This is a genomic window from Pseudomonas sp. D8002 (assembly GCF_013385695.1).
In the GTDB taxonomy this organism is placed as follows: Bacteria; Pseudomonadota; Gammaproteobacteria; order Pseudomonadales; family Pseudomonadaceae; genus Aquipseudomonas.
In genome coordinates this window covers 124209-137310 of record NZ_JACAPM010000015.1, presented here as the reverse complement: position 1 = coordinate 137310, position 13102 = coordinate 124209, and the positions used below count along the sequence as shown (strand labels likewise).

14 protein-coding genes are annotated in these 13102 nt (G+C 59.4%); 2 read left to right on the top strand and 12 right to left on the bottom strand.

The window, feature by feature from the left end; all coding sequences use genetic code 11:
- Positions 1–133: 133 nt before the first annotated feature.
- From HX807_RS09510 to rplM, 8 genes are all read right to left on the bottom strand, one after another.
- The gene (locus HX807_RS09510) at positions 134–883 is read right to left on the bottom strand and encodes a FadR/GntR family transcriptional regulator (protein WP_008437251.1); all 750 of its coding nucleotides are present in this window, start codon (positions 881–883) and stop codon (positions 134–136) included.
- A 170-nt stretch (positions 884–1053) separates the two neighbouring features.
- Positions 1054–1473, bottom strand: coding sequence for a ClpXP protease specificity-enhancing factor (locus HX807_RS09505; RefSeq protein ID WP_008437252.1), 420 nt, complete (start codon positions 1471–1473; stop codon positions 1054–1056).
- A 17-nt stretch (positions 1474–1490) separates the two neighbouring features.
- Positions 1491–2108, bottom strand: coding sequence for a glutathione S-transferase N-terminal domain-containing protein (locus HX807_RS09500; protein ID WP_003216049.1), 618 nt, complete (start codon positions 2106–2108; stop codon positions 1491–1493).
- 145 nt (positions 2109–2253) lie between these two features.
- The gene (locus tag HX807_RS09495; RefSeq protein WP_003216044.1) at positions 2254–3033 is read right to left on the bottom strand and encodes a cytochrome c1; all 780 of its coding nucleotides are present in this window, start codon (positions 3031–3033) and stop codon (positions 2254–2256) included.
- The gene (locus HX807_RS09490) at positions 3033–4244 is read right to left on the bottom strand and encodes a cytochrome bc complex cytochrome b subunit (RefSeq protein ID WP_003216042.1); all 1212 of its coding nucleotides are present in this window, start codon (positions 4242–4244) and stop codon (positions 3033–3035) included. Before HX807_RS09490 ends, HX807_RS09495 begins: the two co-directional genes overlap by 1 nt.
- Positions 4244–4840, bottom strand: coding sequence for a ubiquinol-cytochrome c reductase iron-sulfur subunit (gene petA, locus HX807_RS09485; protein WP_003216040.1), 597 nt, complete (start codon positions 4838–4840; stop codon positions 4244–4246). The genes HX807_RS09490 and petA overlap by 1 nt, the downstream gene beginning before the upstream one ends.
- A gap of 266 nt (positions 4841–5106) precedes the next feature.
- Positions 5107–5499, bottom strand: coding sequence for a 30S ribosomal protein S9 (gene rpsI / locus HX807_RS09480; RefSeq protein WP_003216038.1), 393 nt, complete (start codon positions 5497–5499; stop codon positions 5107–5109).
- A gap of 14 nt (positions 5500–5513) precedes the next feature.
- Positions 5514–5942, bottom strand: coding sequence for a 50S ribosomal protein L13 (gene rplM / locus HX807_RS09475; RefSeq protein ID WP_003216032.1), 429 nt, complete (start codon positions 5940–5942; stop codon positions 5514–5516).
- Positions 5943–6190: 248 nt separating this feature from the next.
- Between rplM and HX807_RS09470 the strand changes: the two genes are divergently transcribed.
- Positions 6191–7231 (top strand): NADP(H)-dependent aldo-keto reductase, encoded by a 1041-nt coding sequence (locus tag HX807_RS09470; RefSeq protein ID WP_177049800.1) that lies wholly within the window; start codon positions 6191–6193, stop codon positions 7229–7231.
- A gap of 123 nt (positions 7232–7354) precedes the next feature.
- Here HX807_RS09470 and HX807_RS09465 read toward each other — a convergent pair whose 3' ends face one another.
- Positions 7355–8491: an acyl-CoA dehydrogenase family protein gene (locus HX807_RS09465; RefSeq protein ID WP_003216028.1), complete on the bottom strand. Its 1137-nt coding sequence runs from the start codon at positions 8489–8491 to the stop codon at positions 7355–7357.
- Between the two features lie 220 nt (positions 8492–8711).
- Here HX807_RS09465 and HX807_RS09460 point away from each other — a divergent pair, with 220 nt between their 5' ends.
- Positions 8712–9632, top strand: coding sequence for a GlxA family transcriptional regulator (locus HX807_RS09460; protein ID WP_173406101.1), 921 nt, complete (start codon positions 8712–8714; stop codon positions 9630–9632).
- A gap of 194 nt (positions 9633–9826) precedes the next feature.
- Here HX807_RS09460 and zapE read toward each other — a convergent pair whose 3' ends face one another.
- The 3 genes from zapE to HX807_RS09445 all read right to left on the bottom strand — a co-directional run bounded on the left by zapE (position 9827) and on the right by HX807_RS09445 (position 13001).
- A complete protein-coding gene (gene zapE, locus HX807_RS09455) occupies positions 9827–10921 on the bottom strand; it encodes a cell division protein ZapE (RefSeq protein WP_003216025.1) in 1095 nt (364 codons plus the stop codon).
- Positions 10922–10999: 78 nt separating this feature from the next.
- Positions 11000–12355: a tryptophan--tRNA ligase gene (locus tag HX807_RS09450; RefSeq protein WP_008437254.1), complete on the bottom strand. Its 1356-nt coding sequence runs from the start codon at positions 12353–12355 to the stop codon at positions 11000–11002.
- Positions 12356–12371: 16 nt separating this feature from the next.
- Positions 12372–13001 (bottom strand): alpha/beta hydrolase, encoded by a 630-nt coding sequence (locus HX807_RS09445; protein ID WP_102604577.1) that lies wholly within the window; start codon positions 12999–13001, stop codon positions 12372–12374.
- Positions 13002–13102 lie beyond the last annotated feature (101 nt).

The following is a 13102-nucleotide window of genomic DNA, read 5'->3' as shown; positions in this document are numbered from 1 at the left end:
GCCCCGGCAAGAACACGGGGTTCTCTCAGACAGAACTCGGGGCAATGGATTTGGGGCCGCTGCGCGGCCCAACGGGAGCAAGCTCCCTCGCCACAATGGGCTTTCAAGCCACACGCTTACGTCCAGCCTGGAATCAACCGCGCTGCGCTTCCGCCTCTTCATGGGCATGGCGCAGCCGCTCACGGCTGTTGGTCAGGTGCAACCGCATGGCCGCCCGCGCCGCGTCCGAGTCCTGGCGCGCGATCGCCTCATAGATCTCTTCGTGTTCGCGGCTCAGGCGGCTCATGTAGTGCTGCTGGTCATCATGGGCCAGGCGTGCCGAGTTCAGCCGCGTGCGCGGAATGATGCTGGTGCCCAGGTGGGTCATGATGTCGGTGAAGTAGCGGTTGCCGGTGGACAGGGCAATCTGCAGGTGGAACTGGAAGTCCGACGCCACCGCATCACCGGCGTGGGCCGCACTTTCGTTCAGCGCATCGAGGGCAGCACGCATGCCGGCCAATTGCTCGTCGCTACGGCGCTGGGCAGCAAGCCCGGCAGACTCCACTTCCAGGCTGATCCGCAGTTCAAGGATGGCCAGCACATCACGCAGGGTGACGACAGTGGCCGGATCAATCCGGAAACCGCTGGGGCTTGGCGTATCCAGCACAAAGGTACCGATGCCATGGCGGGTTTCTACCTGCCCGGCGGCCTGCAATCGCGAGATGGCTTCACGCACCACGGTGCGGCTGACCCCGTGGGCGTCCATGATCGCCGACTCGGTGGGCAGTTTGTCGCCACGTTTGAGTTGGCCGTCGCGGATCTGCTCGGACAACACCGTGACCAATTCCTGGGCAAGGCTGCGGCGCTTGCGGGGAAGACGAGGGGCGGCGCTGGAGTTTTCCATGATGAATCATCTATCTCGGCGATCTGAAGCACGCATGATAGCCCATGGCGGTTGTACGATCACCGTCCTGTCATGACTTTCATCTATAACCGCCGGGGTTTTCGCCAGGCAAAAAAATGCCCCGGCATCACCGAGGCATTTTCAACGCTGGCCCGAGGGCCCGCGCCTTGTTACTTCACCACTTTCAGACTCGGCCGACCGCTTGGACGCGGTGGCTCGAAATCCGGCGGCGGCACATCATCTTCGCCTTCGAGCTCGATCGCTTCGTCATCCTCAAGGGAAGACTCCAGATCAAACACCATGCCCTGGCCATTTTCCCGGGCGTAGATCCCGAGGATGGCACCGATGGGCACGAACAGCGTATGCGGCACACCGCCGAAACGCCCTTCAAAGCTGACCGCTTCATTGTCCATGTGCAGGTGTCGCACGGCACTGGGTGAAACGTTCAGGACGATTTGTCCGTCACTGGCAAAACCTTGCGGTACCTGAACCGCGGGAAACTCGGAATTGACCAGCATGTGCGGGGTGCAATCGTTGTCCACTATCCACTCATAGAGCGCGCGGACCAGGTAAGGTCGACTGGAGTTCATCAACGGCTCCTTAAGCCTTAGCGCATATCGCGTTCGACACCAGACAGACTCGCCTGGAAAGCCTCACGCGCAAACTGGCGCTCCATGTAGTCAAGCAGCGGCTTGGCAGGCCGCGGCAGTTCTATGCCCAAAATCGGCAAGCGCCAGAGTATGGGTAATAGGCAGCAATCCACCAGACTTTGTTCCTCGCTGAGGAAAAAAGGTTTGTCGGCAAACAACGGCGAAACACCGGTCAGGCTCTCGCGCAATTCCTTGCGCGCCTGAACCCGGGCCGCTTCCTTGCTGCGTGAATCCAGAATCAGGTCCACCAGGCCACACCAGTCACGCTGGATCCGATGGATCAGCAGGCGGCTGTTGGCACGCGCCACCGGATACACCGGCAGCAACGGTGGATGGGGATAACGCTCATCCAGGTATTCCATCACCACGGTTGACTCCCACAACGCCAGGTCACGATCGACCAGGGTGGGCAAGCTGCCGTAAGGGTTCACTTCGATCAGTTTCGGCGGGTGACGTCCCACCTCCACACTGATGATCTCTGCGCTGACACCCTTCTCTGCGAGCACGATGCGTACTCGGTGGGAATAGTGGTCGGCGGGGTCGGAGTAACAGGCCAACCGATTGGTCACGCCCATGGCGGTCCTCCTCGCTTGTTGAAATTATCGGAAGCTCAAAAACGAGCGCGCCCAGTGAGCATCTCCGTGATGCCTGGATAAACCAGACTTACCTTCAGAGATGCCGCTGGGCGCGCAAGATTAACAGCAATTACTTACGGTTGGATCAATGCACATCCTTCCAGTATTCGCGTTTCAGCAGATAGGCGAACACGAAGAAGAAGGCCAGGTACAGCAACACATAGGTACCAATGCGCTGATGCTGCAGCTTCACTGGGTTGGCCGAGTAGGCCAGGAAGGTCACCAGATTCTTGACCTTCTCGTCGAACTGCTCTTCGTTCAGCGTGCCGGTCTTCGGCACTATGGTCAGCTGATCGCACGCTTCATGAGTCAAAGGCGTACCGGTGAGCGGATCATACTGCTTCTTGCCGTCTTCGACGATTTGTACTTGCTTGCATCCTACCACTTGGCGACCTTGCAGGCCGACCAGAACGTTAGGCATACCGACGTTCGGGAACACTTTGTTGTTCACGCCGTAGGGACGCGTCGGGTCTTCATAGAAGGATTTCAGGTAGCCATAGAGCCAATCGGTGCCACGCACACGGGCCACCAGGGTCAGGTCGGGCGGTGCAGCCCCGAACCAGGTCTTGGCGTCGGCCGGTTGCATGCCGATGGTCATGTGGTCGCCGATCTTCGCCCCGGTGAACACCGAGTGGCTCAGCATCACGTCATGGGGAATGCCCAGGTCGTCGGCCACTCGCTCGTAACGCTGGAACTTGGCGCTGTGGCAGCCCATGCAGTAGTTGGTGAACGTACGCAGCCCGTCCTGCATTGCGGCTTTGTCCGACACGTCGATGTCGACTTTTTCCAGCTCTGGGCCGTGTTCAGCGGCGAAAGACAGCAGCGGCAGAGCCGCAAGAATGAATGCAACGAATAATTTTTTCATCAGCCAGTCACCCTTTCCGGTACCGGTTTGGTCTTCTCGAGCCGGGTGTAGAACGGCATCAGAATGAAGTAGGCGAAGTACAGGAAGGTGCAGACCTGCGACAGCAACGTACGCTCCGGAGTCGGCGCCAGTACGCCCAGTACACCCAGGATCACGAACGCAATGCAGAACACCCACAGCCAGATCTTGCTCAGCCAGCCCTTGTAGCGCATGGACTTGACCGGGCTACGGTCGAGCCACGGCAGCACGAACAGCACCGCAATCGCTGCGCCCATGGCGATAACGCCCATGAGTTTGTCGGGAATCGCCCGCAAGATCGCGTAGAACGGAGTGAAGTACCAGACCGGGGCAATGTGTTCCGGGGTCTTGAAGGCGTTCGCCTGTTCGAAGTTCGGTTTCTCGAGGAAATAACCGCCCATCTCCGGGAAAAAGAACACGATCGAGCAGAAGATGAACAGGAACACCACCACACCGACGATATCTTTCACGGTGTAGTACGGGTGGAACGGAATGCCGTCCAGTGGTACGCCGTTTTCGTCCTTGTGCTTCTTGATATCCACGCCGTCGGGGTTGTTCGAACCCACTTCGTGCAACGCCAGGATGTGCAGCACTACCAGGCCCAGGATCACGATCGGCAAGGCCACCACGTGCAAGGCGAAGAAGCGGTTCAGGGTGATCCCGGAGATCAGGTAGTCACCGCGAATCCACTGGGTCAGGTCGTTGCCGATGACCGGGATCGCACCGAACAGCGAGATGATCACCTGGGCGCCCCAATAGGACATCTGGCCCCACGGCAGCAGGTAGCCCATGAAGGCCTCGGCCATCAGCGCCAGGTAGATCAGCATGCCGAACACCCATACCAGCTCGCGGGGCTTCTGGTACGAGCCGTAGAGCAGGCCACGGAACATGTGCATGTAGACGACGATGAAGAACGCCGAGGCGCCGGTGGAGTGCAGCAGACGCAGGATCGAGCCGTACTCGACGTCGCGCATGATGTATTCGACGGAGGCGAAGGCTTCTTCTGCCGACGGGGTGTAGCTCATCGTCAGCCAGACACCGGTAACGATCTGATTGACCAGTACCAGAAGTGCCAGGGAGCCAAAGAAATAGAAGAAGTTGAAGTTCTTCGGTGCGTAGTACTTGCTGAGGTGGTCTTCCCACATCTTGGTCGCGGGGAAGCGCGCATCCACCCAATCCATGAACTTGCTCATCAGGCTTTCTCCCCCTCGTCGACGCCAATGACAATGACACTGTCAGTCTCGTAGTGATGTGGCGGAACTGGCAGGTTCAGTGGTGCAGGTTGTGACTTGTAGACGCGGCCAGCGAGGTCGTAGTGAGAACCGTGGCACGGGCAGAAATAGCCCCCGACCCAGTCCTTGCCCAGGTCCGCGGGCGCCACTTCCGGGCGGAAGGTGGGAGAGCAACCCAAGTGGGTGCAGATACCGATCAGCAGCAGAATTTCCGGCTTGATCGAGCGAATTTCCTTATCGACGTAAGCGGGTTGGTCGGAATTCTTCGAGTCGGGGTCGGACAGCTGGCCCTCGATCTTCTTCAGATTTCCCAGGATTTCCTCGGTACGACGAACGATGAACACTGGCTGACCGCGCCATTCAGCAATCATTTGCTGGCCTGGATCGATCTTGCTGACATTCACCTTCACCGGTGCACCTGCGGCTTTCGCCTTGGCACTGGGAAACCATGACCCCACGAACGGGACCGCAGCCCCCACCGCTCCTGCAGCACCCACCACGGATGTGGCTGCTACCAAGAAGCGACGCCGGCCTGCATTCACGCCGTCATTGCTCATTCAGTCCTCTCCCATCAGCTTTGTGGCCTGTTAAATCAGGCGTCTACTAAGTGTTAAATCTGAACTTATAAAAATTTTGCCGAATGGTAATGAAAAGCCCCACGTCTGACAAGGTAATTACCCCCGGCACTGGCTCCAAGCCTTTGAGTATAGGGGCTCTACGGATGTGGCAAGTTGTCACACAGATTTTTTTACATAAATAGCAGGCAATAAAAAACGCCCAGCTCCGTGAGGAGGCTGGGCGTTTTCTGGAACGTAAAAGCGAATTAACGCTTCGAGTACTGCGGACGCTTACGCGCTTTACGCAGACCAACTTTCTTACGTTCAACTTCACGAGCATCGCGAGTCACGAAGCCAGCTTTGCGCAGAGCGCCACGCAGGGTTTCGTCGTACTGCATCAGAGCGCGAGTGATACCGTGGCGGATTGCGCCAGCTTGACCACTTACACCGCCACCGATAACGGTGACGTAGATGTCGAACTTTTCAACGGTCTCGGTCAATTCCAGCGGCTGACGAACTACCATGCGGGCAGTTTCGCGACCGAAGAAATTTTCCAGAGTGCGGTTGTTGATCGAGATGTTACCAGTACCCGGACGCAGGAAAACGCGAGCGGTAGCGGTTTTGCGACGGCCAGTGCCGTAATTTTGAGTCGCCGACATAATGAACTATTCCGTTAAAACTTCAGTTCTTGGGGCTGCTGAGCAGCATGAGGGTGAGCAGCGCCCGCATAGACTTTCAGCTTGCGATACATGTCGCGACCCAGTGGGCCCTTCGGCAGCATACCTTTGACCGCGATTTCAATCGGGGCTTCAGGCTTTTTGGAGATCAGGCCTTCGAAGTTCGAAGACTTGATACCGCCTGGGAAACCGGAGTGACGGTAGTACATTTTGTCTTGCGCTTTGTTGCCGGTAACACGTACCTGCTCGGCGTTGATGATGACAATGTAGTCACCGGTATCAACGTGAGGGGTGTACTCAGGCTTGTGCTTGCCACGCAGACGGCTGGCGACTTCAGTGGCCAGACGACCCAGGGTCTGACCAGCGGCGTCGACGACAAACCAGTCGCGCTGAACTGTTTCTGGTTTTGCAGTAAAAGTTGTCATTCTTTAATAGCCTCAGGGGCCGCCCTGTAAATTAGACGGCGGATCTTACTGAATAGTGCGTACTTTGACAAGTCAAAGGCAGCCGGATACAGACGCTATCGGGGGCTCGGGTCGGCGCGTCCGTTCAACGGCAAGATTCTTCGGCAGGCGGCGCATCACTTCCACTGCAGAAAGAGGTGGGCAATTATGCAGATTGCCAAAAAAATTTCAACCTGCTTTTATGATTGTTTTCCTCGAAGGAGTACCCGATGGACTATCGACAGCTGGGCCGAACCGATCTGAACGTGAGCGCGATAGCCTTGGGCACCATGACCTGGGGCGAGCAGAACAGCGAGGCAGAGGCCTTCGCACAGATCGAACGGGCCAAGGCCGCGGGGATCAACTTCCTCGACACCGCGGAAATGTACCCGGTGCCGCCCAAGGCCGACACCTACGCCACCACCGAGCGCTACATCGGTAATTACTTCAAAAGCCGCGGCGACCGTGCCGACTGGATCCTCGCCAGCAAGATCGCCGGCCCCGGCAACACCATCGACTACATCCGCGATGGCAGCCTCAAGCACAACCGCAAGCACATCGCCGAAGCCCTGGACGCGAGCCTCAAGCGCCTGCAAACCGACTGGATCGACCTCTACCAGTTGCACTGGCCCGAGCGCAGCACCAACTTTTTCGGCCAACTGGGCTACAAGCACAAGGCCGACGAAGACCTGACGCCGCTGGAGGAAACCCTCGAAGCCCTGGATGAGCAGGTCAAGGCCGGCAAGATCCGCCACATCGGCCTGTCCAACGAAACCCCGTGGGGCACCATGAAGTTCCTGGCCCTGGCCGAAGCCCGCGGCTGGACCCGTGCGGTGTCGATCCAGAACCCCTACAACCTGCTCAACCGCAGCTTTGAAGTGGGCCTGGCGGAGATCGCCATCCGTGAACAGTGCGGTTTGCTGGCGTATTCACCGCTGGCGTTCGGCATGCTCAGCGGCAAGTACGAAGGTGGCGCACGCCCGGCCAAGGGCCGCCTGAGCCTCTATAGCCGCTTCAGCCGCTACTTCAACCCGCAGTCGGAAGCTGCATGCAGCCGTTACGTGGCACTGGCCCGTGAGCACGGCCTGGACCCGGCGCAGATGGCATTGGCGTTTGTAACCCAACAACCGTTCGTGACCAGCAACATCATTGGCGCCACGACCCTGGAGCAGCTGGACAGCAACATCGCCAGCGCCGACCTGAAACTGTCGAATGAGGTGCTGGCAGGGATTGAGGCGATTCAGAAGGATCATCCGAATCCTGCGCCTTGATTGATCTCTAGACCGCCTTCGCGAGCAAGCCCGCTCCCACATTCGACTGCATTCCAAAGGTGGAACTCGGTCGAATGTGGGAGCGGGCTTGCTCGCGAAGCGGCCCTCAAAAACACCAAGAATTCAAAGCGCCCGCGCAATAATCTCCTTCATGATCTCATTCGTCCCCGCATAAATCCGCTGCACCCGCGCATCTGCCCACGCCCGCGCAATCGGGTATTCCCACATAAACCCATACCCGCCGTGCAGTTGCACACACTCATCCAGCACCTTGCACTGCAGGTCTGTGGCCCAGTATTTGGCCATCGCGGCCGTGGGCACATCGAGCTTGCCTTCCAGGTGCAACTCCATGCACTTGTCGACAAACACCCGGCCGATCTGGGTTTCAGTGGCAATCTCCGCCAGCTTGAATCGGGTGTTCTGGAAGTCGATGATCGCCTTGCCGAACGCCTTGCGGTCGCGGGTGTATTCCAGCGTCCATTGCAGCGCCGCCTCGGCTGACGACAACGCGCCAATCGCCACCGTCAAACGCTCCTGCGGCAACTCCTGCATCAGGTAGGCAAAGCCCATCCCCGCCTGGCCCAGCAGATTCTCCTTGGGCACCCGCACATCCTGGAAGAACAGCTCCGATGTATCCTGGGCCTTCATCCCGACCTTCTCCAGGCGCTTGCCCTTGTCGAAGCCCGGCGTGTTGGCCTCCACCAGAAACAGACTGGTGCCCTTGGCGCCGGCCTTGGGATCGGTCTTGGCCACGACGATCACCAGATCAGCCAGGAAGCCATTGGTGATGAACGTCTTGGAGCCATTGATCACGTATTCATCGCCATCCAGCACCGCCGTGGTCTTGACCCCTTGCAGGTCGGACCCGGCCCCCGGCTCGGTCATGGCAATCGCCGTGACCATTTCCCCGGAGATCAGCTTGGGCAGGTACTTGTGCTTCAGCGCCTCACTGCCGTAATGCAGGATGTAGGGCGCAACAATGTCCGAATGCAGGGAGAAACCAATCCCGGTCAATCCCAGGCGGCTGATCTCCTCGATCACCACCGCGCTGTAGAGAAAGTCCGCCCCGAGGCCGCCGTACTCTTCCGGCAAATGCGAGCAGAGCATCCCCGCCTCCCCCGCCTTGTTCCACAGGTTGCGGTCGATGTACCCCTGCTTTTCCCATTGCCCGTGGAACGGCGCCGCGTCTTTTTCGAGGAAGGTGCGCACGCTCTGGCGGAAGAGTTCGTGCTCCGAGCTGAACAAGGTTCTGGGAATCATGGGTCACCTGTGTGAATTGTCGGACAAGACCGGGATCACAGAGCCTAAGCCGCGAAGGCGTCACAGGACACTGGACACATGCGACAAAAAATAAGACGATCCAGCCGTCTGGCGACCACTTTCCCCTATAAGAATAAATGAAATTATGTCTAACCAAATCTCCACGCCCTTGCGGCGCGTCAGCATTTTGGCCATTGATCGGGTATTCGCTTCAACCCTCATGCAAGCCAAGGATTTCTTCCACCTCGCGAGCCTGCGCTACGGCAAACAGCTGGGCCAGGGCCTCACCCCCGCCTTCGAAACCCGCCTGGTCAGCCCCGACGGGCAGTCGGTGCGCAGCTTCAGCGATGTGATCATGCCGGTGGACGGCGGCCTCGAAAACGCCGACATCATCGTGCTCCCGGCCTTCTGGGACGATTTCGACTCGTTGTGCCAACGCTACCCCCAAGTGCTGCCCTGGCTGCGTGAACAACACGCCCGTGGCGCGGTGCTGTGCGGCGAAGCCACTGGGGTGTTCTGGCTCGCCGAAGCCGGCCTGCTGGATGGCAAGGAAGCGACCACCTATTGGCGCTTCTTCAACGCTTTCACCGAACGCTTTCCCAAGGTGCAGCTGAACCAGGACAAGCACCTGACCGACGCCGACAACCTGTACTGCGCCGGCGGCACCACCTCGGCCTGCGATCTCTACATCTACCTGATCGAACGCTTCTGCGGCGCCAACATCGCCCAGGCCGTGGCCCGCGACATCCTCTACGAAGTGCAACGCAGCTACGCCCCCGGGCGCATCGGTTTTGGCGGGCAGAAGCTGCACCAGGACGTGATCATCCTGCAGATCCAGCATTGGCTCGAAGAGCACTTCGCCGACAAGTTCCGCTTCGAAGACGTGGCCCGGGAACACGGCATGAGCATCCGCAACTTCATGCGCCGCTTCCAGACCGCCACCGGTGACAAGCCGCTGCACTACCTGCAACGGTTGCGCATCGAGACAGCCAAGGGCCTGCTGTCCGGCAGCCGCAAAAGCATCAAGACCATCAGTTACGAGGTGGGCTACGACGACGCGAGCTTCTTTGCGCGGCTGTTCCGCCAGCATACCGAGCTGTCGCCCAACCAGTATCGCCAGCAGTTCCAGCAGGCCGCGTAACCAAAGGGTATACGCAGTAAAAATGTGGGAGCTGGCTTGCCTGGGATGGCGGCGTGCCAGGCACCAGAGGCATCAACCGACAGACCGCTATCGCGGGCAAGCCCGGCTCCCACAGTTGCTTTCTGTTGACCTGGAAATTTTGCATAAAAAAAGGCCCGCATCGCTGCGGGCCTTTTTCATTTCAAGCACATCGCTTACGGCTTGTGCGCCCGCGACAGGAACTCGTGGGACTGCATTTCCAGCAAGCGGCTCAAGGTGCGCTGGAATTCGAAGTTCAAGCGGCCGCCGGTGTAGAGGTCCTTGAGCTCGACTTCCGCCGAGATGATCAGCTTGACGTTGCGGTCGTAGAATTCGTCGACCATGTTGATAAAGCGCCGCGCGATGTCGTCGGTGGTGACGCTCATCTGCTCGACACCGCTCAGGATCACCGCGTGGAAGATCTTGCCCAGTTCGATGTAGTCGTTCTGGCTGCGAGGGCCGTCGCACAGTTCGCGGAATTCGAACCAGGCCACGTCATCGCAGGTGCGCAGTGCGATGATTTCGCGGTTTTCGATGATCAGCTTGTCGTTTTCAATCGCCTGGGTGCATTCCGGCGTCAGCGCGCGGAAGCTCTTGCGCAGGCTTTCCTGGGCCACTTCGTTGAGCGGGTAGTGGAACAGTTCGGCTTGTTCAAGGTGACGCAGGCGGTAGTCGACGCCGCTGTCGACGTTGACGATGTCGGTGTTCTGCTTGATCAGGGCGATGGCCGGCAGGAAACGCGCGCGTTGCAGGCCGTCCTTGTAAAGGCCGTCGGGCACGATGTTCGAGGTGGCGACAAGGGTCACGCCGTTCTTGAACAACTCTTCCATCAGGGTGCCGAGGATCATCGCGTCGGTGATGTCGGACACGAAGAACTCATCGAAACAGATCACCCGGGCTTCTTCCGAGAAGCGCTTGGCGATGATGGTCAGCGGGTTCTTTTCGCCCGGCAGGGTCTTCATCTCTTCATGCACGCGCTTCATGAAGCGGTGGAAGTGGGTGCGGACCTTTTCCTTGAACGGCAGCGCTTCGAAGAAGGTGTCCACCAGGTAAGTCTTGCCCCGGCCAACACCACCCCAGAAATACAGGCCCTTGACCGGCGTATGGTCTTTCTTGCCAAACAGCTTGCTGAACATGCCCGGCTTGTTCTGCGAGGCCTGGACCAGATCGTCGTACAGGCGCTGCAAATGGCGCACCGCAGTTTCCTGGGCAGCGTCATGGAAGAATTCAGGGCGTTTCAGATCAGCTTGATATCGTTCTAGGGGCGTCATAATTCGTTAGCAAGGCAACAAAAACGGGCCGCCACTGTAACGACGGCCCTGAAGAATGGCAATCAACCCTTGGTCGGGTCAATCCTCGATTGGGGTCAACGCAACGCGCAAGGCTTCGATCGCCGCATCCCGCGAGGCGCTGTCGGCGAACGCCGGGCTATCGGCGACGACTTCACCGTCCAGCCACACGCTGAAGCTCGAGGCTTCACTGCGTACATCCAGCGCCTGACCCGATTGCAGCTGCTTGGTTACGGCGCCTGCGGTTTTACCGTCGGCAAAGTTGCGCGACAGCAGCAGTTGCTCGCCTTCGGCCGCCAGCAAACGGAAGCGGAAGCTGCCGTCGTCTTCGCGGAAGCTGACAAAGCGTGCGGCTTTCGCAGCTTTCTTCTTGGTGGTGGCAGCCACGGCGACCGGATTGACGAACGAGCGCAGGCCCACCGCTTCACGCAGTTCGGCCAGGAACGGTGCAGCCACGGCGCGGGCTTTGCGGGCGCCGACCAGCAGCAGGTCTTCCATGTCCGACGGGCGCGACATCAGTTGGTGATAACGCTCGCGCGCTTCACCCAACTGGCCGTCCAGCAGTTGGAACAGACGGTTCTTCGCCTCACCCCAGCCCAGGCCCTGCAGCAGTTCGCCGCGGAACTCTTCTTCCTGGGCCTGGGTGGCAAATGCCTGGTACAGGGTGAACAGGTGCGAGTTGTCCGGATCCTTGGCTTCGCCCGGCGCGCGGGAGTCGGTGACGATCCGCGAGATCGCGTCCTTCATGTCCTTGGCGCTGGTGAACAACGGGATGGTGTTGTCGTAGCTCTTCGACATCTTGCGGCCATCCAGGCCCGGCAAGGTGGCGACGCTTTCTTCGATCAGCGCTTCGGGCATGGTGAAGAATTCTTTACCCTTGCCGAACAGGTGGTTGAAGCGCTGGCCGATGTCGCGAGCCATTTCCACGTGCTGGATCTGGTCACGACCGACCGGCACCTTGTGGGCGTTGAACATCAGGATGTCCGCAGCCATCAGCACCGGGTAGCTGTACAGGCCCATGGTGATCCCCGCATCCGGGTCTTCGCCGTTCTCCAGGTTCTTGTCCACCGAGGCCTTGTAGGCGTGCGCACGGTTGAGCAGGCCCTTGGCCGCCACGCAGGTCAGCAGCCAGGTCAGCTCGGGGATTTCCGGGATGTCGGACTGGCGGTAGAAGGTTACCCGGTTCACATCCAGGCCACCGGCCAGCCAGGTCGCGGCGATTTCCATGCGCGAGCGCTGGATGCGCTGCGGGTCATCGCACTTGATCAGGGCGTGGTAGTCGGCCAGGAAGTAGAAGGAGTCGGCGTTGGCGTCCTGGCTGGCAAGGATCGCCGGGCGAATCGCGCCGGCGTAGTTGCCCAGGTGCGGCGTGCCGGTGGTGGTGATGCCGGTGAGGATGCGGGTACGGGTCGTCATGGGTGATCGCTTGTCATCAATTCGAAAGACGTGGCAGCACAAGATCCTTGAGATCGGTCAGCTTGCCATGAAAAAAGTGTCCGCATTCTGCCACTTTCAGCAGCTCATGGGGGCGATTCAGGGCCGCGGACCAGTCGTAGACGAGTTGCGGGTCGACCACTTCGTCGGTTTCCGGCTGGATCACGGTCAATGGGCAGCCTTGTGGCAACACGTCGTTATCCCGCAGGCGCATCACGGCCGCGGCCACCATGAACAGGTGCGCGAGTTTTTCGCCCTTGGCTTCCAGGCGGCCGCCGAGGGTGGCCGCGACAAACCCGCCGAAGGAAAAACCCAGCAGGGTGATCGGCAGGTCGGGATGCTTTTCACGCAGCCAGGTGGCTGCCGCTTCGGCGTCGTCGACTTCACCGGTGCCCATATCGTGCGTACCGGCACTGGTGCCGACACCGCGATAATTGAAACGTAACGTGATCAAGCCGGCATCGCGCGCGGTGCGTTGCAGGGTCGATACGACTTTGTTGAGCATGGTGCCGCCCTGCACCGGGTTCGGGTGACAGATCAGCGCCAGGCCACGTGGCTCGGGGTGATCCAGATACAGGGCGTCCAGTTGGCCTACCGGGCCATCGATCAAAACGGGGGTTTCACGCATCAGCAAGGAAGGAACTCCGTGACCTCTCAAGGGGTCGACTCGTCTAGCTAAAAGTCTGTGCATGGCATCATTGCGAGCTTAATCGCGGTATACAGCGCAGG